This window comes from Martelella mediterranea DSM 17316 (assembly GCF_002043005.1).
Taxonomy (GTDB): domain Bacteria; phylum Pseudomonadota; class Alphaproteobacteria; order Rhizobiales; family Rhizobiaceae; genus Martelella; species Martelella mediterranea.
In genome coordinates, this window is sequence record NZ_CP020330.1 from 1,454,332 (window position 1) to 1,479,675 (window position 25,344).

Consider the following 25,344-nt stretch of genomic DNA (forward strand, 5'->3'; position numbering starts at 1 on the left):
AAATGATAGAGCATGATCAGCAAGTTCAAAGACATCGGTAGATTCTTCCGCTACAAGCGCACCACTCGACGTACGGTGGTGACTGTTATCGGAGCGCGCAGCGGCACTTCGGCCCTTACCGGGACATTGGGCATTCTCGGATGCACGCTTCCCAAGAACCTGATGTCAGCAAACATGGCAAATGAGAAGGGGTATTTTGAGCCTCAGGATCTGGCTAATCTCCACGATGAAATCCTAGAAGCTGTTGACAGCGAATGGAGTGACTGTCGTCCCTTCCCTTTCGAGAGGCTAGACGCGAGTCAGGTCGAGGATTACACGCAGCGAATTGCGTGCGCCTTCCAGCAGAATTACGGCGACGCCGCGCTCTGCGTACTCAAGGAGCCGCGCATGTGCCGTATGCTCGACCTATGGGATATCATATTCCAAAAGCTGGATGCCGACCCGGTGTTCTGCTTCATTTCTAGAAATCCGGCTGAAATTGCCGGGTCACTAAGAGCCAGAGACGGCTCTTCGCTGGAGCAAGGTCTTATGTATTATATCAGAAATCAATTAGACGCCGAAAAAGCAACGCGACGTCGTCGCCGGGCTTTTGTTTCCTACGACAATTTGCTCTCCGACTGGCGCAGAACCGTCAGTGATATAAGCGGAAGTCTCGATATCGTTCTTTCTAAGACGCAGGAGCGATCGGAAAAGGTGGACGCATTTCTCGATCGCAAATTACGCCATCATGCAGGTGACGGCGCCGCTCCCTCCGGAGAGTTGTTTGATATTGCCATGGCGGTCCATGAATCGCTTTTTCTAGTCACAGACCAGAAAAGTGGGTTGGCGGCCCAAGAAAAACTTGATGACTTGAGAGCCATTTTCAATGAGCGGTTAATGGAATACGCAGGTAAATAAAAGGCTCCAACTTGGCTTGCAAACAGCTTTTGATACACGAGGCTGGCAAATGGCGGAAACCATGATCGTCGGGGACATTGGTGTGCATCCTCTTGTACTCTGCAAAATCAAGCCCACTATTGAGAGCTTTTCGAGTCCGACTCTCAGAGTCTGTTCAAGAAAGCGGATATCGAGCGAGCCGCCTTGTCATGAGCTTGATCATAGCGGTCTGAATGAAGGCGAGGCTTGTTGCTGAGAACCGCTCGGAATCCTTTGCCAAACGGCGGTTTATCCCGAGCCACGCCAATGTTCGTTCGACAATCCAGCGCTTCGGCAGAACCTGAAAGCCTGCTTGATTGCGCTTGACGATGATCTCCATCGGTCTCGGGCTTGCCTCTTCGACCCTTTGGCCTTGATAGCCGCCGTCACCGCAGATTTTTCAATGAAAGGAAAACGATTGGCGATTTTGTTGAACACGAGCGCTGCTCCGTCGCGATCCTGAATGCATGCTGAGCGTGTTGACCAGAATGTGCCGCTTGCGGCCCTTGACCTTCTTGCCTGCATCATAACCGACATCGCGGCGGGCATCCGGGCCAGTCTTCACCGATTGGCCGTCATTGATGGCAAACGACGGCTGTTCCTCGCGCCCCTCCAATCGCCGGGTCCGGCAATAGAGCGCGTCATGAATACGTCGCCATGTCCCGTCCCGGCAGAACCGTTTGAAATAGTGATGGACTATGCTCTTCGGCGGAAAGTCGTGCGGCAGCAAAGCCCATTGGCAACCCGATTGCAGCAGGTAGAAAATGGCGTTTATCGCGGAGGATCGTGTCCCGAGACGTGGTGTATCTTAGACGGCCACGGCTCATCCCAGAGGGGCGGATGAGTGTCAGCTTGCTGCTGGCAGGCTGATGAGCGGATCTCGCTCATCGTGGCGATTGTCTCAAGGGTCATGTAGCGGGACCTCTGGACGGCCCATTCGTCGTTTTGCTCCAGGAGTAATGCGGATTCCGAAGTTAACCGGCCGGGTATTCCGATTTGAAGCCGGCCGCCATTCCGGAATGAAGCCGGCCACGATTCCGATCAATAACCGGCCACCTTGAAGGCAGACACCCCCTGGGTCAGCAACTTTGGCATGACTGTCCTTTTGAACAAAGGAAGCGTGATGCCGGCAAAGAGAAGGCTGACCATGAGACAATTACGACAGATGCTCCGGCTTGCCGGAGACGAGACCAGCACCCGTGAGATTGCATTGACGCTCGGCGTGGCGCGCAGGACCGTTCAGGATAATCTGAAGCGAGCGGCCGCGGCGGGACTGCGCTGGCCGCTTTGCGGTGACCTTACCGACGATGCGATCGAGGACAGGCTGTTCGCACGCGCCGGTGTCAAGCCGGGTTTGCGGCGGCGACCGGAACCCGGCTGGACGGAACTGGCGGTGGAACTGCGCAAGCCTGGCGTGACGCTGCTCATCCTGTGAGAGGAGTACCGCGCCGTTCACCCCGATGGTTACGGCTACAGCCGTTTCTGTGATCTTTTCCGAAGTTTCGAGAAGCGGTTGTCACCGACAATGCGCCAGGATCACGTTGCCGGCGACAAGGTCTTCGTGGACTATTCGGGCAAGAAGATCGCCATCGCCGACCCGTTGACCGGCGCGATCCGCGAGGCGGAGATCTTCGTCGCCGTTCTGGGCGCTTCCGGTTTCACCTATGCGCAAGCGACCTGGACGCAGACGTTGCCGGACTGGATCGGCGCGCATGTGCGCATGTTCCGCTTCTTCGGCGACGTCCCGCCTGATCGTGCCCGATAATCTGAAGTCCGGCGTCAACCGCGCTTCCTTCTACGATCCGGAGGTCAACCGCAGCTACGCCATGATGGCGTCCCATTGTGGCGTCGGCGTGCTGCCGGCCCGGCCGAGACGTCCGAAGGACAAGGCGAAGGTCGAGAACGGAGTCCGTTTCGCCCAGACCTGTATCCTCGGCCGGCTGCGGCGGCAGACCTTTTTCTCGCTTGCCAAGGCGAACGCCGCAATCGCCGGCGCTCTCGATCGCATCAACGATCATGTCATGCGGCGCCTTGGCGTCAGCGGCCGCCATCTTTTCGAAACTGTCGAGAAGCCCGCACTCTCGAGCCTGCCCGGCGAGGACTACGAATTCGCCGAATGGCGGCTTGCCCGCGTGTCGACGGACTATCATGCCGAGTTCGACCGCTTCTTTTATTCCGTGCCGCACAGCCTCATCCGTCAGCAGGTCGACATCCGCGCGACGCAGAGAACGATCGAGATATTCCTCCGCGGCAAGCGCATAGCAATCCATCAACGACGCTATGGCGGGCGCCGCTACGGTACGATCCCCGACCATATGCCCAGCTCCCACCGACGGTATGCCGAATGGACGCCGGACCGCTTCCGGCGGTGGGCCGCGTCCATAGGACCACAGACGGAAGGGCTGATCGCCGCCATCCTGGCAAGCCGGCGCACCCTGAGCAGGGCTTCAGAACATGTTTGGGGGTGCTCCGGCTTTACCGAGAGCTCCGCCATGACCATGCCGAAGCGGTATCGGCCTGTGCGGTCGAGATCGGCGGGTTCACCTGCAAGAGTATTGCCGCGCTCATTGCCAACCATAAAGCAGCCCGGTCAACCGCAGGTCCCGGCGCCATCATGGATCACGTCAATCTGCGTGGCCCCGGTTACTTCCATTAAGGAGACAAAAGATCATGTTGACCCATCCCACACTGGACCAGTTGAGCGAGCTTGGCCTTCACGGCATGGCCAAAGCCTTCCGGGACCTCGATGCACAGCCGGAAACCCGCGCCCTCGAACATGGCGAATGGCTCGCCATCCTTCTCGAGCATGAAGCGACGCTGCGGCGGCAGAAGCGCTTCGAGGTCCGCGCCCGGGCAGCCCGGCTGCGCCATGCCGCGCAGGTCGAGGATACCGATTTCCGTGCCGAACGCGGTCTCGACCGCACGCTGTTCCTTAATCTCGCCACCTGCGACTGGATACGGAAGCGGCACGGGCTCCTCGTCACCGGTCCGGCCGGCGTCGGCAAGAGCTGGCTCGCCTGCGCCCTGGGCCACAGGGCCTGCCGGGAGGATTTCTCCGTCGTCTATCACCGTGCGCCAAGGCTCTTCGCCGCACTTGCCCTGGCGCGCGGCGATGGCCGGTACGCTAGGATGCTGAAGGCGCTGGCGAGAACCGATTTGCTCATCCTTGATGACTGGGGTCCCGAAAAGCTCAATGACGATCAGCGACGCGACCTCCTTGAGATCATCGAGGATCGCTATGAGCGCCGCTCGACCATCGTCACCAGTCAGGTCCCCGTCGACCAATGGTATGAAATCATCGGCAATCCCACCATCGCCGATGCCATCCTCGAACGCCTCGTCCACAATGCCTATCGCATCGAACTGACGGGCGAGAGCATGCGCAAAAATTGAACTATCACGCCCGCTGATACAGCGCGGACTTGACCGGAAGGAAAACCCGAACCAAACATCCACACTGACCCAGGTTCAGCCCCAACGGTGGCCGGCTTCAAATCGGAATCCCGGCCGGAATGAAATTGGAATGGGTGGCCGCCTTCGTTTCGGAATCCATGGCCGGCTTTATCGGAATTCGCAAGGAGCAAGGCACCGACCAGTCTGACGATGGCGTCGTCGTTGGGGAAGATGCCAACGACTTCAGTGCGTCGCTTGATCTCGCCGTTGAGGCGCTCGATCGGGTTGGTCGAGTGAAGCTTGGCCCAGTGCTGCCTGGGAAAGGTCATGTAGGCGAGCACGTCCTGTTCGGCGCCGTCCATGAGCGTTGCGAGCTTGGGCACCTTCGGCCTGATCTGGTCGGCGACACTGCGCCACTGGGCGCTTGCGGCCTGCGGCGTTTCCTGTGCAAACGCGGTGGCGATGAAGGCAGAGACGACGCGCCGCCCGCTCTTTCCGGCATGGGCCAATGCGTTTCTCATGAAGTGGACCCTGCAGCGCTGCCAGGTGGCGCAAAGCACCTTCGACACGGCGGCCTTGATGCCCTCATGGGCGTCGGAAACAACGAGCCTGACACCACGCAGCCCGCGTCTGGTCAGGTTGCGGAGGAATTCTGTCCAGATCGGCTCGGCTTCTGATGTTCCGATCTCCATGCCGAGCACTTCGCGCCTACAGTCGGTGTTCACACCCACCGCGATGATGACGGCGACAGAGACAATACGACCGCCGCGCCGGACCTTCAGATAGGTGGCATCAATCCAGAGGTAGGGCCATTCTCCCTCTATCGGCCTGTCCAGAAAGGCCTTCACCTTGTCGTCGATCTCTTCGCACAGCCGGGAGACCTAGCTCTTGGAGATACCAGACATGCCCATGGCCTTCACCAGATCATCGACGGATCGGGTCGAAACGCCCTGGATGTAGGCCTCCTGGATCACCGCCGTCAGAGCCTTCTCCGCCATGCGGCGCGGTTCGAGGAAGCTCGGGAAATAGCTGCCGGTGCGAAGCTTCGGAATACGAAGCTCCACCGTCCCCGCTCGCGTTTCCCAATCTCGGTCGCGATAGCCGTTGCGCTGGGCAAGGCGAAAGCCATTCTTCTCGCCGTAACCCGCGCCGGTCTTCGCCCCGACTTCCAGCGCCATCAGTTTCTCGGCCGCAAAGCCGATCATCTCGCGTAGCAAATCGGCGTCGGCGCTCTTCTCAACGAGTGAGCGCAGGTTCATCATGTCGTCGGTCATCGGTGGTGTCCTTCAGGTTGGTCTTGAACAACCCGACCCTAACGGAAATCACCGATGGCTATGAAATCCAGCTACACCACGCGCTGGGACACGATCAGGTTTTGCGTCTGCGACCGCGCAATGGATGCGGCGGCATAAAGGCCTCAACCATGCTCCATTCCCGATCCGTCAGGTCGCTTGCATAGCGCAGGCGGCTTCTCTCAGGGTGACGCCGGGTGAAGGGTGTCCAGGCCAATCGATATCTCCGTATTTGTCGCAAAATACAAAGAATCTGATTGCCGCCTTTCACTCAACCCCGCGATGTCATCGCCATTCTTGGACAGACACTCAGAAGGACAGCATGCTGACTGTCGCTACGCTGGAGCCCTGCTCACTAGGCTTCATGCCGGAACGAAGCTTTTAGCCGATCGTGGCTATGACACTGACGCCATCCGCGCGACGGCAATTCGAGCAAAGGTATTCGCCAACATCCCGCCAAATCGAAACCACAAAAAATCCTTTGCCTTCAGCCGGTTTCTCTATCGCTACCGAAACTTGGTCGAGCGGTTCTTCAACCGCGTCAAAGAGTTGCGTGGAATTGCTACGCGGCACGACCAACGGGCCGACAACTATCTCGCCGCTATGAAACTCTTCTCAGTTCGACTTTGGCTCGGGCGTTACGAGGCTACGGCCTAACTTATGGCCATCCACTACGCTATTTTGGGTTCCGCGGGTGGCCATAACCTATCGACAGCACTGCTTCCCGATGTGCTGCGGGACTGAATCTCGACGCTCCATAAAGGCGCTTCCGTCTGCCGCCGAGCTCGGAAAGCCGACATTTCACTGACCGGAGGGGATGCCTCCTTAGGCTGTAATTCAAATCCGGAACCGGTCAAAAGTCCGTACTCTTAGTCCTCCACCAATCATTCATTTTTCATTTTTTCCGTAATGATTTCAATGCGTAACAGCGAATATTCGGAATGGGTGAATTTTTTCAAATGTTCCCGATTTGTTTTTTCATGTTTTTCGCGGACTCTTAAGATCAAGGTTCCGCAAAACACCCGGGGGAAAACCGACTATTTCGCGGAGCCTGTGAAAGGGCATTTATGGCCAGACCGCGTAAACCGGACAACGAAAAAGCAAAGTCGAGGGAGATTCAGGTCGATGATGAGACCTGGAAAAAATGGAAGGCGGCTGCAGCTGCCGGTCGCATATCGATATCCGAGTATGTGCGCCGTCGCTGCAATCGGCCCTCTTCCGGTTCCGTAGAAACGCTTCAGCTACTGTCGTCTGTTCAGGCAATCGAGACGGCTCTGGGTGAGGTCGCGATACGACTTGGGGGCAGTCGCCATGTGTGTACGCCGGGTTTGCTGTTCGAACTCATTGCGATCGAAAGGCACTGTGCGCAGCTGACCAAACGGAGAACGAGAAGATGATCTTCGGCTTTTCTCCTCATACCGGCCACACGATCAGCAGCGAAATCTTGCGCGCCATCATCTACTTCCTGCAGGAAATGGCGCGGAAAAATCTCGCGGGAAAACGGGTTACCATCCGACGGGATCCTGCACCGGAGCTGCTGCTGGGAAACCCCGATCTGATGCTCACCGTTGTGCGTAGCCTGAGAACGCAGCACCGCTACACCGCGATGACACTGTCCTTCCTGCAGGAGGACATTTCCGCGCCGGCCTTCAATGGTGGCGACCGTGTTTTGCGCGATCAAATCGGCCGTTCGCTGCGGCTGCTCCAGGAATGCGCCTATCCCGGGATACCGCACCAGGCTCGTTTTGCACCTTTGGTCGGCACGCATACACACACAGGGCGTCTTGAGATCAACGTGCTGATGCCGCGGGCAGTACTGGCGGCAAACGGCAAGATTCTTTCTCACAACCCCCACCCGCCGCGCGAGGGCAGCCAACGCCTGTGGGAGGCGTTTCGGGATGTGCTGAACAGCAGGTTTGGCTGGGCAGACCCTATGGCCTTTGAGCGGAGACGGAAAATTATTCTTCCGGATTTCGTCTTGAAACAGGCTGCGGAAAACCGTCGCAACGGCATTTCCGCAAGGCAGTTGCAGAGCACTGAATTCGCCGCCATCGCCGAAGGCTTCGTCGAAGACGGCATTGCCGACAAGCGATCGTTGCTGCTGGCCCATATGGCGGCTGATGGCTATCCGAACGAGTTATTTCCCGTGACGTCGGCAAGCAGAAACGGCGTCACCATCCGTGATCCCGGGATCGGCGGATATGTAAAGGTCGGTGGCTACCTCATGTCTCAGGCTTTCGAAAACGGCGTGCCGTTTCTCGGTATGAGCAGACCCGAATATCAGACAAGGCGTGAGGCGGAAATCGCACGGGCCCCGCGCGACCTTCATGAGCGGATGCAGGGATGCGCCATTCGTAACGCAGAACGATACGGGTATCCCCTTGCACCTGTTCCCAATTCTGAAGCGGTGCTTGCCATGCCTGGTCTGCCGCTTCCCCCCTGTCATCCCGATTTCATCTATGGAGGAACCCATGGCCAAGACAGAAAGTCTCATGGAGCGCCATCTCATCGCGCACCTGCGGCAGCGCGAACAGGAACAGGCGTTCAGGATCGCGGCGCTGGAGGCGGAGATGGCGGAACTGAAGAAGTGGAAAACGGCAGTCACGCCGGCGCTCAATTACCTCAGCCGGATTTCGACGCCAGAGCGCTCCTCACCGGACTGAAAACCCATTTGCAACGGGTGTTGACCCGTCTGAGGGAGCGGCAGTTGGTGGCCCTCATGCTCGACGCCCTGGATCAGACCGGCCTTGAGCGCTTCACACGCATAGCCACAGATATGGAGAAATGGAATGAAACAAGACGACACGCCGCCGCCGGAGCAGTGGGGAGAATTGCGAGAGCTCCTGCAAACGCTGGCCGGACTGGTCGGCCCGCTTCTGGCAATGATGGAGCAGCAGGACAAGCCGAAGCTGGGCGATCGCCTGAAAGAGTTTTCGGACGCTCTGAACGGACTGGCCGATCAACTGCAGCAGGTGAACGCAACGCTCACGGCGGAACAGGCGAACAACGAGACCATCAGACAAATGGCGGAGAAGATCGACAGTCAGCAAGCCAATATGGAAAAAATCGGCCGCGACGTGCAGTCTCTCCTGAAGGCCTTGGGGCAGCCGATCGGCAGCTGACAGGCGCTCCGAGCCGAGCTGAGCTTATTAGCAAGGTGTTGGCGGTGGCAAAAGACGCTGGCACCACGCCGAAAATATCATTCGAACGTCATGATGGCAGGGAGTGGCTGCGCGCCGACACAAACGGTCGCCACTTCCTTTATGACGGCAGGGTGGTTCTGGACTTTGATCCGGATGGCAATTTCGTTGGCACACATGGAGGGCTTGCTCCGGAAGAGAGGGATCGTCACGACGGTCCGGACTTTTGATATTTTGCTTTCCTGATGGATTGGTTCCGCCTCTGGCGGAACATTCCAGCCCCTTGCCTCGCCGCGAAGCGGAGTACTGGCTGGAAGCAGCATGCGTGGACCGCATGCTGCTGCGGCATTGCCATAACGCCCTGGCGACGACAGCGTCGCCAGGGCGTGACAAAACGGATGCCGCCTTCATTCCCTGAAGAAGAGAAACCTGGTTTCAGCAGGATGTCTTTTCCTGGATGGGCATGTCAGCTCCCTTTTTCGTGTCATCTTCATCCGCCCTTGATGCGTCTTGGGGTGGCGCCGAAGCCTTCGACTTTACGATGACATCACTCAGGAGCTTTTGGAGCGGGCCACCTGTCAGCTCACGTTCATGGACCAGGTTACGCGCCATCTGGGTCAGGATCTCCTGATCAGCCGCAAGGATAGCGGAGGCGTGTTGCTCCGCCTGCTCCAGGCGGGCTCGAACGCGATGGCGCTGATCGGGCTCGCGCAAGGAGACGGTCGCGATATCGCCGAGCCAGGTTGGTCCGTGTTCGCCGATACCAAAATTGGTGTCGATCCGGAGGGCCAGAGCTGTCGCCTGCTCGAGATCGGAGCCGACCGGTCCTCCGGCGCCCGAAGAGATATTGCCGAGGATCAGCATTTCTGCCGCACGGCCGGCCATCAGACAGGTCAGAGCGCTTTTGATATCGCAGATCCGCCCCTGGGTCGGCATGCGGTCGATGACGCTCACGCCGCCACCGCCCACCAGTGCCACGCGCTGGACGGTTCCCATTTCCAGCGCCTGCGTGACAATAGCATGGCCGGCTTCATGCACGGCGATACGCCAGTCGTGTTCCGGGTCCTGCGATGCCGGGGACGGAAACACACGCTCCAGATCGGCAAGCGAGAGCGCGCGATTTGCGGCGCGCGCCAGAGTTCGTGCCTGACGCACCCCGGCATCGATGTCGGCTGCCGTCATTCCGGCGCTTCTGCGCGCCAGCGCATCCAGATCCGTAGCGCCCAGGCCGTCGTGCTCGAGCTTCTGGCGCAGCATGGAGAGGATTCCATCACGATCTGGCCGTGGCATCTCGATCTTCAGGTCGAAACGTCCGGCCCGCAACAGTGCCGGGTCCATCGCGCCCGGGTCGTTGCAGGCGCCAACAAGGATGACACCCTCGCACCGCAGGACAATGTCGATCTCTTCCAAAATTCCATTGACCACCTGTCGACGGTAGGAGCGCGCGTGGCTATCGTCGTCGAACCGGCTTCCCGCGCTGTCGATCTCGTCGAGAAACAGGATACAGGGCGCCCGGGCGCGGGCGTCGGCAAATGTAGCCCGCATGGCCGCAAGAAGGTCTCCGAGGTGACCGCACGCTTGCCACCGGGAGACGCTCGCCTGGATGAACGCAATGTCGGCCGAGTTTCCCATGGCGCGCGCCACATAACTTTTTCCCGTTCCCGGTGGACCATAAAAAAGCACGGACCGGGTCATGGTGTCCCAGGCAATCTGTCCTTCCTGCCAGCGTTTCAGGTCGTCAACCATCATCCGGGCCGCCGCAAGCGCCGGCGCATGGCCGGAGATGTCGTTGAGCGTCGGACCGGCCTTCCGGTCAGAACGAGCGACGCCTTTTAATCGCGCGAGGGCTTCGGCAGCGGTTGCCTCGCGCAATGCAGCGCTGATGACGGCAAAGGGCGCTTCACCGATATTGTCCGGCAGCTGCAGCGCCGGATCGGCTTGTCCGTTGATACAGTCCGGATAGCGATGCCGGAAATGAGCACTCATGATGTCCCTGTCCAGGCTCGCAAGACGAACAGGAGCAGGCAAGGCCGCCTGGAGGTCCGGGCTGAGACGGATCTGGTCGGGCATCAGGACCAGGGTCGGATATGCAAGATCGAGCGCATGGCGAATTTCCTCCTCGAGATCACGGACCGCATGGCGCGCCGAAATGCTGTCGCCATCGGTTGCCGGTGCCAGTAGCAGGAAGCCGTTCTCCGCCTGTTTCAGGAATGCGGGATCAGATGCCGCAAGGCGACCTGCCGGCATCATGACTGTTGTCATGATCCGCTTGATCATGCTGATCTCGCCGGGGCGCATGCCGCTCATGCAGGTGAGCGCCCGGGGCACCAGGACCCTGTCCCCGAACGCATTCTCGCTCTCCCAGGTTCTGGCAAGGCGCAGCGCCAGCGACACCGCCCGTTGCGGCAGGTCCGGTGCCTCGGTGGAGGGCGCTTCCGTATCGTCCGGAATGTCGAGAGCGCTCTCATCCCATCTGTCGTGGTATTGCCGTTTGCGGCGATGCTTTCCGGATGATGCGCCGTGAAGTCCGTCGAATTCAGGTGACACTCGCATTCTGGCAATGAGAGTTTCGGCATAGGTGATCCATGCGGTCATGATATACCTCTTGAGGCTTTGGGCGGGACGCTTCCAATCCGGAACGCTGCCAATCCGGAACGCGCGGGCAATCATCCGGAAAGTCCGCTTCAGGGAACCGAGGATTGCTCATATGCATTCCGGATTGCCTTGCCGGCGAATCCGGAATGCGGCTGGACTTGATCCGGAATGGCTTGCGGGCGGCGAATCCGGAAATCAGCCATTCCGAAGCGGCAATCCGGATTCAGGGAAACTTCCGGTTACCTGTTCCGGAATGGAGCATTTCCGGGTGATTGAATGAAAATCTATTCCGGATCAGTTCTGCTTTCCGGAATTCGGCTTCCGGTTTTCGGCAGTGGATCGGATCTTTGCTGCGATCGTCTCCAGCAACGTCAGGATGTCCGGCAAGATCGCCGGCCGGTAGATTTCCGAGACGACATTGATCCAGCCGGAAAGCTCTGCTGTCGGAACAACGGAATCCGGAAAACGATGGCGGACCGTGTTATGGAGCTTCTTCTCGAGCTTCTGCGCCTGATGCCCGGTCGGCATCGCCAGTTGGTGGAGGATCCGGGACGAGATCTTCTTCGAAAGCCCGAGCTGCCAATGAAGCCTGGATTCCGGGTTTTTCGAGTAGCCCAATTTGATGTAGGTGCCCTTGTCCGGAACAACGAATTCCATGACATAGATGCTGCTGGGCGCCGCTGACCATACCTCTCCGCATCGAGCGCAGCCGAAACGGCCTGTCTCCATGTTTGCGACCGCAATGCGTTGCTCGTGGCCACATCCCTCCTGGTGCCGAAACACGCGGTAATCTGCATTTCCCTCCGAATCCGGGCCGACGAGCGTCCAACCCCGTTTTGTTGCCAATCCGGCAATCTTTGCCGTGTGGCATTCCGGGCAGCGGTAACCGGGGCGGCCGGGGACGCGTCCGTCGCGAGCCAGACGCGAAACGCGTCCGAACTGCAATGAGACAACATGACCGCACGGCAATCTGTAGGATCCGTATTTATGGTTCGTATCATCCCGGCCGAGCAGCGTGTAGCCGCAGGCGGCAGCCTCCGTTTGGTGGCGATGGTCAAGGCAGGCGGCACATTGCGGGCGGGCCGTTCGAACGACGTACGCTTTCTGAAACGTCTCGGCACCGCAGGTCATGCACTCCAGCGCGACATGATAGCGGTCCCGCACGCGGCGGGTAATAATGAAGCCTTTTTCGATGGCGGCGATTTGCCAAGCCTGCGGGATTTCGTCGTTATAAGTGGTCCAGGCCGATGCCGGCACATGACGTGACCGATGCGGAACATAGGGTTGTTTATGTTTGCGTGGCAGACGGCCGCCGCTGTTTTTCTCGGACATAAGATGTCCTCCTTTTGAATAGGTATGACTCGACACTCCGCGTCAAACACATCGTTGACGGCGCGGTGTATCCGGAAAGTCCGGGTCATTTATTCGGAAAGGGGCGAAGGAGGATCTCGGAACGGCTGCCGCTAACGCATCAGCAGTCCGAGTGCGGTTTCGCCCGGCGGTGCGCTCAGTTCAGCGTCGGCTGTTCCGGAAGGTCGGTACTGCCCTGCAGACTGTCGGGCTGCAGGCGGTAGAGCTCAAGCTGAAGCAGCCTGGACAGTACGTCCCGGCCGTGCCTCGCCAGCGCCATCTCGGAGGCGGCGCGATGGGGGCCACAAAAGACGAGCTCCCCAGCATATCGCAGAGCATTGCCGCGGGCGATATAGCGCTCGGCCATCGTCTCTGCCCCCATGAGATCATCGAGAATGAAAGCGAGTGTCTGTGGCATCTCATCTGAAGGATGGGTGGCCGGAAGAGCGATCATCTCGCGGACGGTATCGGAGAGCGTATCGCCGGCAGCTTCGGCACCATGCAGCCATGCTGCAAATGCCGGATCGAAAACGGCTTTACCCTCGATCGCGCTTTCGGCCTTCACGACCGCGCTCATATGCTCAAGAAGCTTGGGGAAAAGCCGGGTGATTGGTGATGCGCCCCGAGCGCATGCATCTTCATTCGCCGAAGCCGGCGTGCTACGAGCTTTATTAGCCATTTGAACCTCTCATACAGGTTTAGTGGTTAGGACGTTGGCAGTGGGTTGCAGCCCTTGCCAGCGTCCGCGCTTTATGACATAACGACTTAATGATGTCAACATCAATAAGTGAGAGTTTTATGGCGCCACCCAGAAAAGACAATGCTGTTATGACGCTGCGACTATCGCAGGCGCTCTTGAAAAAGATTGATGACCGCCGCCGCAATGAAGCGGATATTCCCACTCGGCCTGAAATGGTTCGGCGAATACTCGAGCAGTATTTCAAAGGCTCATGAGGGGGCTGCCGGAATGTAGGACCGCGAAGAGCTTGCGCGGCCTATGATGCAATCGCATTCTACATCTCTATGGAATGAACCGGATGCTCAAGCATCCTGCGTCAGAAACCCGAACAACGACAGGGCGGTATTCTCGTCGAGCGACGTCGCCAGCCTGACGATCCGGTTTCCGTGACGCATGTTGATCCGGTAGTTGATCGACGCCCCCATGCGCGCGCCAAGCCCGATGATCCGGGAGGTCGTGTCGGCGGCCGTCACCATTGACAGTGCGGCGGTCATGCCGGCAGGCCCGCTGCCCGCCACGACGAAGCCCGGCACAATGCCGCCCGATGCGAATGTCTGCCCCTTCATGTGTGGATTGTCGATGAACACCTCGCCGATCTCCTGGTAGGGATAGAGTTTGCCCTCCCGCTGCAATCCGGATGGCAGCAGCCGGAATGCGAATCGCGCACTTTTCAGTCTGTTGATCCCCCACAGGACCGCAACGTTGATGAACACACCCAACGGATAGCCGGCGCTCTCCGGCAGGAAGCCGAGCGGGCCGTTCACCAGATAGAAGGCGGTGGGCATTGCCAGGAACAAAAGCGGGCAGAACAGCAGGATCATTCGCCCGATCGACAGCCCGGCGCCCGTGCCGGTGATGAGAAGGCCTTCGCCTTGCTCCTCGACCTGGAAACCGCGATCGAACGTTGCCGCGTTTGTCATGGGAGACTCCTTGCAGATGCCGGCAGCGGGCCGACCGAGTATGGAAACCGGAATGAAGTGAGAGGTCAAAGCCCGTGCCGGGCAAAGACCGGAGGGAGGCTGTCGGCATCGGCGCCATAGACATGCGGCGTGCCATCCACCGAATGAACGATCACCACCGATCCGTCGGATGCCTGCACCGCGACGGATGTGAATTCGCTGCTGCAGACATGCGCCCGGCATCCGCCATGGACATACCAGCCACCATTCTTTTCGAAACCGCCGGCGCTGACTGCCGATGCCCGCTGCAGCGCTTCGATATCGGCATTGCCGATGACAGCCTTGATTGCCGGGAGGAACCGGTTGTCCTCAAAGATCTCGTATGCCGTCAGGTCAGCCATATCGCCGGGCAGGATGCGGTGGCCGGCAAGGTCTGCAGAAGCACGAGTTGGGACTGTCAAGTCCCGCGGTGCAAGCGTGAAGATCAGCGGCGTACGGTCCTCGGCGCCATCGACGGCATAAAGCGTGATCTCATGGTTGATGGTGCCGCCCTGCCAGGGATCGGTCGGGCGGATATATTCCGGCGATCCACCCATGTCGTCGCCGAGGATGTAGCGCGCCGCGACTGCGTGTCCGGACGAGAAATGCTGCCCGCCCGTATCGCCCCGCAGCCATTCCGGATGATAGGCAATCTCGACATCCGAGCGCAGAAAGGCATCGACATTGTCGCCGAACATCGCCTCGATGGCGGCGACATGATCTGCCCCAGGCAGGTCGACAACGCCTTCAGCCCGCGTCAGTTTCCAGTCACCCTCGATCCTGTCGAAGATGAGAACTCCGCAGGCATCGGCGAGATGCGGTGTGCCGCAGTCAAGCCCCCTTCCTGTCGGATTGGTGTCGATCTCGCCGAGAGGCAGACGCGCCCGCGCCATGAAATCCTGATTGGCGAATATCCCGGCGACCATATCGCCATCATTGCCAAAGCCGACCCGGAATTCTGCAGCTTCGTCCAGATCCTCCTCTTCGATCCGGCCACCGACCATACGGAACCGGCCATCGTCATAGGCGCCGCTATCGCTCACCGCGAAACCGTAACCGGCCGTCAACGCATGCCGGACAGAACTCCAGTCCGATCCGATCGGCGGCAGGGATGCCGCGGCAAGAATGTCTGCCTGGGTTTTCTGAACCAGCGCCTCGGCCGCCTCACCATCGAGCGCCGGCGTTTGCGGGGCATGGGCCATGCTGGCAATAATGCCGCCATCGCCGTCGACATAGTCGAACTGGTAGAGCGTGGCGAGCAGCCCGTTGGCATGCCCCGGATCGCGACGGAAGTTGCCCGCGCGCAGGATCGCCGAGTTCAGGGAAGATGATGCCTCCCGTTCCCGGATGGCGCGGCCTTCCTCCGACGTTGCCGGCAGGATCGCATAGTCGCTGCCGTTGGAGAACCGCAGTCCGCCCCCGACCCGCAGATAGGTGCCCGGCGCAAACAGGCTTACCGGAAATCCGCCGCGCGCCGCGTCATAATCTCCAAGCCTGACGGACGCCTGGATCACCACCTCCGTCTCGGGGCCGACCCGCGAATGCCGCGCCTCTAGCCGCGCCACCTGCTCCGCCAGAACCGCATCCCGGGAGAATTCATCCGCAGCCCTGTATTCCGGCGTCCGCTTCGCCAGCGCCTCGAAATCCGGCCCGTCACCGGCAAGCGACTGCGTCAGAGCCCGCCAGAAATCGTCTTCGGGGAATTCGATGGTTTCTGCGGAGGCCGTTGCTGCTGACAGGAAAAGCGTGCCGATGAGGAGGAGCGCCCTGAGACGTCCCGATCCGACAAATCTGCAGGATGCATGATGGGTTCCGTTACGAATGTCTCGCGACCTGGCCGTGCATTCTTGAGAAGCGACGAGAGAGGAAGGAATGAAGTTGCGGGGAGTTTTCATCGAGCACCATACCTGAAGAATATCTGAATTTAAGATAACTGATTTTCAGATATAAGTGAAGAACCCATCTCGAAACAGGTGGGGCAGGCTGTGGTCAAGACATTAGGGACGCCACGTCACAAGGTACTCGTCGAATTGCTTGTTGCAGCCAGGGAAAGGGCCGGGATGACGCAAACAGACCTTGCGCGGCGGCTTGGTGAGTACCAATCCTTCGTCGCGCGCCTGGAGAGCGGCCAGCGCCGGATTGACGTCGTTGAGCTGATCGAACTGGCGGAGATCCTGGAGTTCGATCCGAGGTCGGTCATTGAGCAGCTTCAGTCAACCAGCAGCAGGTGAAGTGACGGCGCCTGCTTCCCGGTTTTGATCGCAAACCTCAGGATGCGAACAAGGCCAACATCCCGGGCGTTCGCGATATCAGACGATCGAATAGTCGCTGTCGATCGGCTTAGGCTTAGTTCTATGCATCAGCTATGGTCGCCACTTCATTCGAGTTTGTTGATTTCGATAATATCAAAATCCTCATCATCAAACCCGGCAACATCTTCGGGGGACCCCGCCTCAAGTAGCTTTTCACCTTTGGGCTGACGAACCGGGCTGGGCGCTTTCTCAAGCAAACGAGCCGCAGTATTCGCTACTACATCCAGACCCTTTTTCGAAAGAGACGGATGTGTAACCCGACGGTCTGCAGGACTTTTCCTGAGTTCGACCAAAGCCAACCCATGACGTCCTGATGACCCGTCAGACAGCTTCGCCAAATTTCGGGGAAGGTTTGAGATACCCAGCTCTTTTGCGATGTGTGACGACGGATCTCCAAAGTGCCCGAAGCGCTCGCTATTCTGGGCGATAAACAGCAAGACGCTATATGTCGTCAGGTTGATATCCGGCGCCACTTGCAGCGCAACGTTCAATGCCGGGATGACGGTTTCTTGCAGTCTTCTGTAGGTTTCTCCCGGTATTTTGACGCCTCCGGACGGTTGCTGTACCGCTGCCGTGGACTGTACGCCGCAAAACAGCTTCGCCACCGCGCGGCCTGTTCTGGAGACCACTAGGCATTTCTCCCGTCTGTTGCGGCCAGGCACGCGTTTCAAAAGTTTCAGACCAGGCTGGCTTCCTCGTCCATCTGACAGTATCGCAGCTTGAATTGAGGTCGTGCTGTAGCTTAGCCCGACCACCTCAGCGAGCTCGCCATAGGAGATCGGCGCGTCATTGGCTGCGACGGCCAGAACCGAGTGAAGCCCACTCAGGGTCAAAGTCGGCTTGAATGCGCGCACTCGGTAACAGGCTTCACAGTAGCGCCGGAACTCGTCACTTTCAAAATCGGGAGACAGGAATGCGGAAAAGAAAAAGAAGAAAGCACGTCCTCCCCATTGAGGGCTTGAGATTTCTTTCAGTTTAATGCCTTTAGGTAAATTCGTCAATCAGACATATATGACTTGACGACATCTTTATTTCCTGCATATAAATGTCATCAGGTCGTAAAGGCCTGACGACTTGTAAATGAAGAGGTCGTTGTTGAACTGGTGATTGCCAAGCAATTCGGTAACCGCGAAGAAGCGGAATCACCAAAGCGCTATACTCATGGTTCTTGTCAGGATCCGATTGTGCCAAATGTCGAACATTTTCGAAGCAGTACATCAACAGCGTTGTCCCCTACGCAGCGCGGTCTCTCACGTGTGCTAGCCGCTCGTTACGTCGGGGTTAGCGCCACGAAGTTCGATGAAATGGTTGCTGACGGCAGAATGCCCAAGCCAAAGAGAATCGACAGCCGAAAGGTATGGGATGTTCGCGCACTGGATTATGCGTTTGAGGAACTACCCAGTGATGGCGGATGCGACCAGAATCCTTGGGACACCTAACCTTCGGGGAGCCGGCATGAAAGTGAAGCTAAGATATGTGGTTGAAGACATCGACAGACATGGAAACGTTCGGATCTATTATCGACGCCACGGTCGGAAGACAAGGCTCAGAGGACCATTAGGTTCGCCGGAATTCCTTGAAGATTACAACAAGGCAGTCGTCGCTGCGCCTGCAACGACCCTCAACACAGTTCTGGGTGCAAACCAGATCAAACCCCAAAGCCTTCGGTGGCTTTGTGTTCAATACTACAAATCAGCTATGTTTCAGGAACTGGATCCGCGAACACAGCGAGTTCGCCGAGGCATTCTTGAACGCTTCTGCCAGAACAACGGCGATGGCGACAAGCCCTTCAAGATGATGATGCCACGTCATATCCGTAAACGCCGGGATGAAATGGTTGATCGTCCCGAAGCAGCGAACGGCATGGTGAAAGCGCTTCGGCAGCTATATAAATATGCTGTTCGATATGACCTGCATGATGCGAACCCAGCCGAAAAAATTGAGTATCTATCCGGCAGTGCCGAAGGTTTTCATAGCTGGACGCTCGCTGAAATCGAGAGATTCGAGAAACAGCACCCGGTCGGCACGAAAGCGAGGCTTGCGCTCGCGCTTGCTCTTTACACAGGGCAGAGGCGCGCTGACCTGGTCGCGCTCGGCCGACAGCATGTTAGAGATGGGTGGCTTGTCTTCACGCAGCACAAAAATCGAAAGCGGAAGCCGGTTCATATGGAGCTTCCGATTATTCCAGCGCTCCAGCACATCCTTGACGCATCCCCGACCGGCGACTTGACATTTCTCGTTACGAGCTTTGGCAAGCCATTTACCTCGAACGGTTTCGGAAACCGGTTCCACAAATGGGTCGAAGAAGCTGGGCTCGAAAACTGTTCGGTTCACGGCCTGCGCAAGGCAGCGGCTGCACGCTTGGCCGAACTCGGTTGCACGGAATTCGAAATCATGGCCATTACCGGCCATACGACCTCCAAAGAGGTGACGAGATACACCCGGGCAGCGAGTCAGAAAACGCGGGCTGAGAGCGCCCTCAAGCGCATTTCGGGAGAACACAGCAAGGACAAAAGTGTCCCACTTTTTCGCAAAGACAATTAAGGTGGGACAAAACCAAGGTTTAACCGCCTGAAAAACATACACTTTTTTATAAAAATGGTGCCCAGACGCGGATTCGAACCACGGACACGCGGATTTTCAATCCGCTGCTCTACCAACTGAGCTATCTGGGCCATCGCCCGAGGGGCGAGAGCAGGGCGGCAGGCGCCCTTGAGTGAGCGCGTTTATAGCATCTTGTTTTTTCAAGTCCAGCGGCAAAAAGCGGAATTTCCAAGAATTTTAACACGCGAAAGCGGCGCTGCGAAACTGGCCGGCGCCATCAGCTCGGATTTCGCCCGACGATGCGATCCGCCAGGCGGACAACCTCTCCAAGCCGCGGATTGCCGAGTTCATAGACCGTTTCATTGTTCCGCCGCCGCATGACGATCAGGCCGGACTGCAGAAGCTTCGCGATCGTTGAGATCAGCGGCTTGAAAGCCAGGCCGGTGGCGTGGCTGAGTTCAATCAGCGTTCTGGAACCGGATTGAAGCGCCCTTGCAATGGCAAGCCGGTGGTCGAAGGCGAGCGCGGACAGGAGTTCAGCCGCGCCGTGAAGCTTTGCGTCTGCTTCCGTCGATCGGTTGAGGCGAATGACGACGCCGTTATGACTCATGATGTTGACCCATTTTATTTAAGTAAAATCTAATTTAGAGAATGATTTTACTTTATTTGTTTTGCTTTCTGAGCTTCTAATTTAGCGGATAACTGGTAAAAATCCAGTTGGAAGCGGATTTTTTGCGCTTCTATTGGCGGTTGTTTTGTGTTCGATTGTTAGCGCTGTCAACTGTATTTTTTGTGGTGCGAGAATTCATCCGCGCCGCGTGGGATTCGCGCAGGCTGAATGTCTCATGACGGCATCGGAATGAAAACGCACCGGCGATTTCTCAAGCGCCAGCGCATGCAACCCGGATTTAGGGAAGATCGGGCTGCTCACTCCCAAACCGCCGGGTATTGCTTCTGCTGCGGCGCAACAAATGGCGACGTTCATATTGCGGTGCAATTCACAATTGCCAATCGGATGCGACGTGATAACCTTGGCATCAAGGGGAAAGCAGGTAAGAATGACGACAATTTCCGAGACGCCGCCAAAGCCTATGGTTATCACCCGCCGGTTGCGGGAAAGCATCAGGCTCCATCTTGAGAATATCTATCCGGATCATGATTCCCGCGCGCTGACGCGGCAGGTGCTTGAGGCCTTCTGGAGCGACGGCGTTGTGCCGCGCAAACGCGGCCGCACCGCCGGCAACAATATGTGGAGCGCGGACAACACCTATGTCATCACCTATGGCAATTCGATCATCGATGGCGAGCACAAGCCGCTTTCGCTGCTGCAGGATTTCCTGACCGAGAACCTGAAGGGTGTGATCAAGGGCGTGCACATCCTGCCCTATTTTCCCTACACCTCGGACGATGGCTTCGCGATCACCGATTACCGGGTGGTCGACAGCGGCCTTGGCGGCTGGGAGGATATCGAGCGCATCAGCCGCGAATTCCGCCTGATGTCGGATCTGGTGCTGAACCATTGCTCCAGCCAGAGCGCCTGGTTCAACGAATTCCGCATGGGTCACGCGCCCTACAAGGATTTCTTCTTCACTGCCTCGCCGGAGGACGATCTTTCCGATGTGGTGCGTCCGCGCGCCCATCCGCTGCTGCGCAAGGTCGAGACCGCCGATGGCGACAAATATGTCTGGTGCACCTTCAGCCACGACCAGGTGGATTTCGACTTCTCGAATCCGGAAGTGCTGCTGGAATTCCTGCGCATCATGCGCTTCCACATCAATCGCGGCGTGCGCACGGTCAGGCTCGATGCCTGCGCCTTCATGTGGAAGGAGGTCGGCACCTCCTGCATCCACCTGCCCGAGACACACGAGATCATCCGGCTGATGCGGGTGCTTGCCGATTTCAGCGAGGAAAGCGTTGTTCTCATCACCGAGACCAATGTGCCGAATGTCGAAAACCTCAGCTATTTCGGCAATCGCAACGAAGCGCACATGATCTACAATTTCTCGCTGCCGCCGCTGATCGTGCATGCGCTTTTGAACGGGACATCGCAGTTTCTGAATGCCTGGCAGATGGCGATGCCGCCGGCGCAGATGGGCTGCGCCTATTTCAACTTCACCGCGTCGCATGACGGCATCGGCTTGCGCCCGGCCGAAAGCCTGCTGTCGGAGGAGGCGATCACCGGCATGGTCGAAACCATCCAGCAGTTTGGCGGCCGCGTCTCGATGCGTCAGCTTTCCGATGGCTCGATGCGGCCCTACGAGATGAACGTGTCGCTGTTCGATGCGCTGAAGGGCACGGTGAAGGGCGAGGACGAGCACAACATCCCCCGTTTCCTCTGCAGCCAGACGATCGCCATGGCGCTGGAAGGCATACCGGCCTTCTACATCCATTCGCTGCTGGCGACGAGCAACGATGCCGAAGGTGTGGAGAAATCCGGTCACAACCGCGCCATCAATCGCCATCGCTGGAATTACGAAAAGCTGCAGCAAGCACTTGGCGACGAGACGCAGCATGCCAGGGTGTTCAACGAAATGTGCCGGCTGATCGGCATTCGCACGCGGCAATCCGCCTTTCATCCCAATGCGACGCAGTTCACGCTTCATCTCGGCGAAAAGCTCTTCGGCTTCTGGCGACAGAGCGTCGATCGGTCGCAAAGCGTGTTCGCGATCAACAATGTCACCGACGAGGCGCTGGAAATTCCGGCCATGTCGCTCAATCTGATCGGCGGCGAGAACTGGACGGATCTGATCACCGGCGAGCAGATCACCGCCGGCGGCAACAAGATCTCCTTTGCGCCCTATCAGTGCCGCTGGATATCGAACCGGGCATAGAGCGACAGGCGAGGCACGAAGGCCGGTTTTCGCGACACCGGCGCGTGACAGGTGGTGTGCGACAATTCTGCGTCTTGAATTCGGCTTCTACAAATGGCATCTCTTTTGGAAAATCATTCCATCAGGGTGACGTCATGAACACAACACTTCCCTTTACGCCCGACCCGGCGCTGAAGCCCGAGGTCCATGGTTTTTTCGATCCCGCGACCAATACGATCTCCTACATCGTCAAGGACCCCGCTTCCGATGCCTGCGCGGTTATCGACAGCGTCATGGATTTCGACCAGGCCGCCGGCCGCATCAGCTTTGAAAGCGCGGACCGGCTGATCGAGGTGATCCGCGGCAATGGCTGGCGGCTGGAATGGATCATCGAGACCCATGTTCATGCCGACCATCTTTCCGGCGCGCCCTATATTCAGGAACAACTCGGCGGCAAGCTCGGCATTGGCGAAAACATCACGATCGTGCAGGATACGTTCGGCAAGATTTTCAACGAGGGCACCGCGTTCCAGCGCGACGGCTCCCAGTTCGACCGGCTGTTCGGCGACGGCGACAGCTACCAGATCGGCACGATGACCGCCCATGTCATGCATACGCCCGGCCACACGCCGGCCTGCATGACCCATGTGATCGGCGATGCCGCCTTCGTCGGCGATACGCTGTTCATGCCCGATGGCGGCTCGGCGCGCGCCGATTTTCCCGGCGGCGATGCCCGCACGCTCTATCGCTCCATCAAGCGCGTTCTTGCGTTGCCGCCGGAAACCCGTTTGTTCATCTGCCATGACTACGGGCCGAATGGCCGCGATATAGCCTGGGAAACCACGGTCGATTCGGAGCGCGCGCACAACATCCATCTCAGGGACGGCATCAGCGAGGATGAATTCGTGAAGATGCGCGAGGCGCGCGACGCCACGCTTTCCATGCCCCGGCTGATCCTGCCCTCGCTGCAGGTCAACATGCGCGCCGGGGAGATACCGAAGGACCAGGATGGCCGGCCGATGTTGAAACTGCCGATCAACGCCCTTTGATATCGCCGTTCACTGCGGCTGCTTGCGCGCGTAGTAGATGGTCTCGAACCGCGCGCCGAGGCCGTCATAGAGCAGCAGCCGGCCGATCAGTGGTTCGCCCGCGCCGGTGATCAACTTGACCGCCTCCATCGCCATCAGCGTGCCGATGACGCCGGTAACGGGGCCGATCACGCCGGCCTCGGCGCAGGACGGTACGAGGCCCGCCGGGGGCATTTTCGGGTAGAGATCGCGGTAGCGCGGGTTTAGCGTCCTGTCCTTGCCTGTTTCATAGGGTTTCAGCACCGTCAACGAGCCATCGAACCGGCCGACGGCGCCGGTCACCAGCGGGATTTCCGCCCGCTCCGCCGCATCGGCCGCGCGGTAGCGTGTGTCGAAATTGTCGGAGCCGTCGATCAGAAGATCGAAGCCCTTCAGCACAGCGTCGATATTGCCGTCCTCCAGCCGCTCGTCATAGCGCCGGCAGATGACATGCGGGTTGAGGCGGGCGATCGCGCGGGCCGCGCTTTCGGTCTTGCTCTGGCCGATCGTGCCGGTGTCGTGGATAACCTGCCGCTGCAGGTTGGAAAGGCTGACGCCGTCATCATCGGCGATGCCGAGCGTGCCGACGCCGGCGGCGGCCAGATAGGCAAGCACAGGCGCGCCCAGCCCGCCCGCGCCGATCACCAGAACGCGGGCGCGCTTCAGCGCCTGCTGGCCCGGGCCGCCGATTTCCGGCAGCACGATATGGCGGGCGTAACGTTCTATTTCTTCGGCAGAAAAGGGTTCAATGTCACTCATCGTTTCACTATATCAGGCACGGCAGGAACGGATAGCCAAGAACCCGCAAACGTGATGGAAAACACCATGAGTGACGACCGTATTCTTAAACTGGAAGAGACCGTCGCCTATCAGGCGAAAACCATCGACGAATTGTCTGAACAGCTTGCCGCCCAATGGAAGGAAATCGACCGGCTGAAGAAGCAGTTCGAGGTCCTGACCGACCGCTTTCTGACGCTGGAGGAAACCGCCGGCGAACGCCCGGCGATCACCAAACCGCCGCATTATTGAGGCTTTTCCTCGGCAATGCTGCCTGCCGACACATTGAAGAACTGGCCGCGTTCGCCGAGCGCGGTAAACAGCGCCCGGTCGGTGCCGGTCATGAAGGCCTGGCCGCCGATATCGTCGATCCGCTCGAACAGCGCCGCGCGCCTGCCGGCATCGAGATGGGCGGCGACCTCGTCGAACAGCATGATTGGCGGATGGCCGCTGATGCGGCGGGTGAGCTTCGCATGGGCGAGCACCAGGCCGATCAACAGCGCCTTCTGCTCGCCAGTTGAGCACAGCGCCGCCTCCATCGCCTTTGCCGCGTGGCGCACCTCCAGATCGCTGCGGTGCGGGCCGTCGAGCGTGCGTCCCGCGCCGGCATCGCGGAAGCGTTCTTCCTCCAGAGCCAAGCGATAGCGATCCTCGAGGTCGATGGCCGGGGCTTCGGCATGATCGGCGAAGAAGCCGGAAAGCGCGATCTCGGGCGCGGGGAAGGGCGATCCGCCCGTGGTCTCTTCGATCAGCGCGGCAAGCAGCGTCACCAGTTCGCGCCGCGCCAGCGCCATCGCGACCCCGAGGCCCGCCATCTGCTCCTCCAGCCCGGAAAGCCAGGCCGGCTCCATGCGCCGTTCGGAAAGCAGGCGGTTGCGCGAGCGCATGGCGCGCTCGAAATCGGCAACCCGGCGGCCATGGGCGGGGTCGATCGACAGCACCATGCGGTCGACAAACCGCCGGCGATCGGCGGCCGCGCCGGTGAAAAGCCCGTCCATTGCCGGCGTCAGCCAGATCACCCGGGCATGGTCGAGGAGCTCGTCGCCGGTTGCCGCCGGCGTGCCGTTGATGCGCACCTTGCGGCCGGCGCCCTCGACGCCATCCGTGCCGGTGCCGATCGAGACCGACCCCTCCATGCCCTCAAGTTCGGCGAAAACGGTAAACCCGGCCGCCGCCTCCTTGCGCGTCACCTGCCCATAGGCCGCGCGCCTGAGGCCCCGACCGGGCGAGAGGAACGAAACCGCCTCCATCAGATTGGTCTTGCCCGATCCATTGTCGCCCGTCAGCACCACATGCCGCCCGTCAAAGGCAAGCGCGGCCTTTTCATAATTGCGGAAATCCGTGAGCTTCAGCGCGGTAAGGAAGATCGAGGGCAGCATGGCACCGGTGTCGGTTCAAATCAGTCCGCTCCTTATGCGGCAAAACCGGGCAAGGGGAAAGGCTTGTCGCCGGGAGCCGGCATTGGGCTCCCG

General features: G+C 59.0%; 26 protein-coding genes, 1 tRNA gene and 2 pseudogenes. 14 read left to right on the plus strand and 15 right to left on the minus strand.

Features of this window, described 5'->3' with window-relative positions:
- Window positions 1-12: 12 nt before the first annotated feature.
- On the plus strand, window positions 13-897 hold the full coding sequence (locus Mame_RS06700; protein ID WP_018064946.1) for a sulfotransferase family protein: 885 nt from the start codon (window positions 13-15) through the stop codon (window positions 895-897).
- Window positions 898-1,051: 154 nt separating this feature from the next.
- Here the strand turns inward: Mame_RS06700 and Mame_RS06705 are convergent, their stop codons facing one another.
- A complete protein-coding gene (locus Mame_RS06705; protein WP_018064947.1) occupies window positions 1,052-1,255 on the minus strand; it encodes an IS5/IS1182 family transposase in 204 nt (67 codons plus the stop codon).
- 60 nt (window positions 1,256-1,315) lie between these two features.
- On the minus strand, window positions 1,316-1,645 hold the full coding sequence (locus tag Mame_RS06710) for a transposase (RefSeq protein ID WP_235726817.1): 330 nt from the start codon (window positions 1,643-1,645) through the stop codon (window positions 1,316-1,318).
- 417 nt (window positions 1,646-2,062) lie between these two features.
- On the opposite strand from Mame_RS06710, the gene Mame_RS27605 reads away from it, so the two are divergent.
- The 4 genes from Mame_RS27605 (at window position 2,063) to istB (ending at window position 4,308) form a co-directional block, all read left to right on the plus strand.
- Window positions 2,063-2,350: a hypothetical protein gene (locus tag Mame_RS27605; protein ID WP_335645176.1), complete on the plus strand. Its 288-nt coding sequence runs from the start codon at window positions 2,063-2,065 to the stop codon at window positions 2,348-2,350.
- 78 nt (window positions 2,351-2,428) lie between these two features.
- Entirely contained in the window at window positions 2,429-2,680 is a 252-nt protein-coding gene (locus Mame_RS27610) for a hypothetical protein (protein WP_335645177.1), read from the plus strand.
- Between the two features lie 256 nt (window positions 2,681-2,936).
- Entirely contained in the window at window positions 2,937-3,725 is a 789-nt protein-coding gene (locus Mame_RS27670; protein WP_418287798.1) for a Mu transposase domain-containing protein, read from the plus strand.
- Window positions 3,637-4,308: an IS21-like element helper ATPase IstB gene (istB, locus tag Mame_RS06720; protein ID WP_018064950.1), complete on the plus strand. Its 672-nt coding sequence runs from the start codon at window positions 3,637-3,639 to the stop codon at window positions 4,306-4,308. Before Mame_RS27670 ends, istB begins: the two co-directional genes overlap by 89 nt.
- 167 nt (window positions 4,309-4,475) lie before the next feature.
- Here the strand turns inward: istB and Mame_RS06725 are convergent.
- Window positions 4,476-5,582 (minus strand): annotated as a pseudogene (locus Mame_RS06725) (IS256 family transposase); the annotation flags it as partial.
- 97 nt (window positions 5,583-5,679) lie between these two features.
- Window positions 5,680-5,817: pseudogene (locus Mame_RS27240) on the minus strand (transposase); the annotation flags it as partial.
- A gap of 65 nt (window positions 5,818-5,882) precedes the next feature.
- On the opposite strand from Mame_RS27240, the gene Mame_RS06730 reads away from it, so the two are divergent.
- Together Mame_RS06730 and Mame_RS26570 are read left to right on the plus strand one after the other, a co-directional pair.
- The gene (locus Mame_RS06730; protein WP_079920717.1) at window positions 5,883-6,257 is read left to right on the plus strand and encodes a transposase; all 375 of its coding nucleotides are present in this window, start codon (window positions 5,883-5,885) and stop codon (window positions 6,255-6,257) included.
- 736 nt (window positions 6,258-6,993) lie between these two features.
- Complete coding sequence (locus Mame_RS26570; RefSeq protein ID WP_155122040.1) at window positions 6,994-8,970, plus strand: hypothetical protein; 1,977 nt, start codon at window positions 6,994-6,996, stop codon at window positions 8,968-8,970.
- 205 nt (window positions 8,971-9,175) lie between these two features.
- Here the strand turns inward: Mame_RS26570 and Mame_RS06755 are convergent, their stop codons facing one another.
- From Mame_RS06755 to Mame_RS06770, 3 genes are all read right to left on the minus strand, one after another.
- Window positions 9,176-11,335: an AAA family ATPase gene (locus Mame_RS06755; protein WP_162141086.1), complete on the minus strand. Its 2,160-nt coding sequence runs from the start codon at window positions 11,333-11,335 to the stop codon at window positions 9,176-9,178.
- 294 nt (window positions 11,336-11,629) lie between these two features.
- Window positions 11,630-12,667 (minus strand): GIY-YIG nuclease family protein, encoded by a 1,038-nt coding sequence (locus Mame_RS26575; protein ID WP_155122041.1) that lies wholly within the window; start codon window positions 12,665-12,667, stop codon window positions 11,630-11,632.
- A gap of 175 nt (window positions 12,668-12,842) precedes the next feature.
- Window positions 12,843-13,250, minus strand: coding sequence for a hypothetical protein (locus Mame_RS06770; RefSeq protein WP_155122042.1), 408 nt, complete (start codon window positions 13,248-13,250; stop codon window positions 12,843-12,845).
- Window positions 13,251-13,483: 233 nt separating this feature from the next.
- Here Mame_RS06770 and Mame_RS26580 point away from each other — a divergent pair, with 233 nt between their 5' ends.
- Window positions 13,484-13,639: a hypothetical protein gene (locus Mame_RS26580; RefSeq protein ID WP_155122043.1), complete on the plus strand. Its 156-nt coding sequence runs from the start codon at window positions 13,484-13,486 to the stop codon at window positions 13,637-13,639.
- 87 nt (window positions 13,640-13,726) lie between these two features.
- Here Mame_RS26580 and Mame_RS06775 read toward each other — a convergent pair whose 3' ends face one another.
- Both Mame_RS06775 and Mame_RS06780 read right to left on the minus strand, forming a co-directional pair.
- A complete protein-coding gene (locus Mame_RS06775) occupies window positions 13,727-14,344 on the minus strand; it encodes a hypothetical protein (protein WP_018064963.1) in 618 nt (205 codons plus the stop codon).
- A gap of 65 nt (window positions 14,345-14,409) precedes the next feature.
- The gene (locus Mame_RS06780; protein ID WP_018064964.1) at window positions 14,410-16,257 is read right to left on the minus strand and encodes a hypothetical protein; all 1,848 of its coding nucleotides are present in this window, start codon (window positions 16,255-16,257) and stop codon (window positions 14,410-14,412) included.
- A 78-nt stretch (window positions 16,258-16,335) separates the two neighbouring features.
- Between Mame_RS06780 and Mame_RS06785 the strand changes: the two genes are divergently transcribed.
- Window positions 16,336-16,593 (plus strand): helix-turn-helix domain-containing protein, encoded by a 258-nt coding sequence (locus Mame_RS06785; protein ID WP_018064965.1) that lies wholly within the window; start codon window positions 16,336-16,338, stop codon window positions 16,591-16,593.
- Between the two features lie 146 nt (window positions 16,594-16,739).
- Here the strand turns inward: Mame_RS06785 and Mame_RS06790 are convergent, their stop codons facing one another.
- The gene (locus tag Mame_RS06790) at window positions 16,740-17,675 is read right to left on the minus strand and encodes a MarR family winged helix-turn-helix transcriptional regulator (protein WP_018064966.1); all 936 of its coding nucleotides are present in this window, start codon (window positions 17,673-17,675) and stop codon (window positions 16,740-16,742) included.
- 183 nt (window positions 17,676-17,858) lie between these two features.
- Here Mame_RS06790 and Mame_RS27245 point away from each other — a divergent pair, with 183 nt between their 5' ends.
- Both Mame_RS27245 and Mame_RS06800 read left to right on the plus strand, forming a co-directional pair.
- The gene (locus Mame_RS27245) at window positions 17,859-18,113 is read left to right on the plus strand and encodes a helix-turn-helix transcriptional regulator (RefSeq protein ID WP_079920989.1); all 255 of its coding nucleotides are present in this window, start codon (window positions 17,859-17,861) and stop codon (window positions 18,111-18,113) included.
- A 16-nt stretch (window positions 18,114-18,129) separates the two neighbouring features.
- The gene (locus tag Mame_RS06800; protein WP_033410219.1) at window positions 18,130-19,218 is read left to right on the plus strand and encodes a site-specific integrase; all 1,089 of its coding nucleotides are present in this window, start codon (window positions 18,130-18,132) and stop codon (window positions 19,216-19,218) included.
- Between the two features lie 55 nt (window positions 19,219-19,273).
- Here the strand turns inward: Mame_RS06800 and Mame_RS06805 are convergent.
- The 3 genes from Mame_RS06805 to Mame_RS26585 form a co-directional block, all read right to left on the minus strand.
- Window positions 19,274-19,349, minus strand: a tRNA-Phe gene (locus Mame_RS06805).
- A gap of 146 nt (window positions 19,350-19,495) precedes the next feature.
- Complete coding sequence (locus Mame_RS06810) at window positions 19,496-19,828, minus strand: ArsR/SmtB family transcription factor (protein WP_018064968.1); 333 nt, start codon at window positions 19,826-19,828, stop codon at window positions 19,496-19,498.
- Window positions 19,829-20,023: 195 nt separating this feature from the next.
- On the minus strand, window positions 20,024-20,341 hold the full coding sequence (locus Mame_RS26585) for a hypothetical protein (RefSeq protein WP_155122044.1): 318 nt from the start codon (window positions 20,339-20,341) through the stop codon (window positions 20,024-20,026).
- On the opposite strand from Mame_RS26585, the gene Mame_RS06815 reads away from it, so the two are divergent.
- Both Mame_RS06815 and Mame_RS06820 read left to right on the plus strand, forming a co-directional pair.
- A complete protein-coding gene (locus tag Mame_RS06815) occupies window positions 20,310-22,049 on the plus strand; it encodes a sugar phosphorylase (protein WP_026173504.1) in 1,740 nt (579 codons plus the stop codon). The two genes, Mame_RS26585 and Mame_RS06815, sit on opposite strands and share 32 nt — an antisense overlap.
- Before the next feature lie 134 nt (window positions 22,050-22,183).
- Window positions 22,184-23,077, plus strand: a complete 894-nt coding sequence (locus Mame_RS06820) for an MBL fold metallo-hydrolase (RefSeq protein WP_018064970.1) — start codon at window positions 22,184-22,186, stop codon at window positions 23,075-23,077.
- A gap of 9 nt (window positions 23,078-23,086) precedes the next feature.
- Here Mame_RS06820 and Mame_RS06825 read toward each other — a convergent pair whose 3' ends face one another.
- Window positions 23,087-23,854 (minus strand): molybdopterin-synthase adenylyltransferase MoeB, encoded by a 768-nt coding sequence (locus Mame_RS06825; protein WP_018064971.1) that lies wholly within the window; start codon window positions 23,852-23,854, stop codon window positions 23,087-23,089.
- Window positions 23,855-23,920: 66 nt separating this feature from the next.
- On the opposite strand from Mame_RS06825, the gene Mame_RS06830 reads away from it, so the two are divergent.
- Window positions 23,921-24,124: a SlyX family protein gene (locus tag Mame_RS06830; protein WP_018064972.1), complete on the plus strand. Its 204-nt coding sequence runs from the start codon at window positions 23,921-23,923 to the stop codon at window positions 24,122-24,124.
- Here the strand turns inward: Mame_RS06830 and recF are convergent.
- On the minus strand, window positions 24,118-25,251 hold the full coding sequence (recF, locus tag Mame_RS06835) for a DNA replication/repair protein RecF (RefSeq protein ID WP_018064973.1): 1,134 nt from the start codon (window positions 25,249-25,251) through the stop codon (window positions 24,118-24,120). The two genes, Mame_RS06830 and recF, sit on opposite strands and share 7 nt — an antisense overlap.
- Window positions 25,252-25,344: the final 93 nt, after the last annotated feature.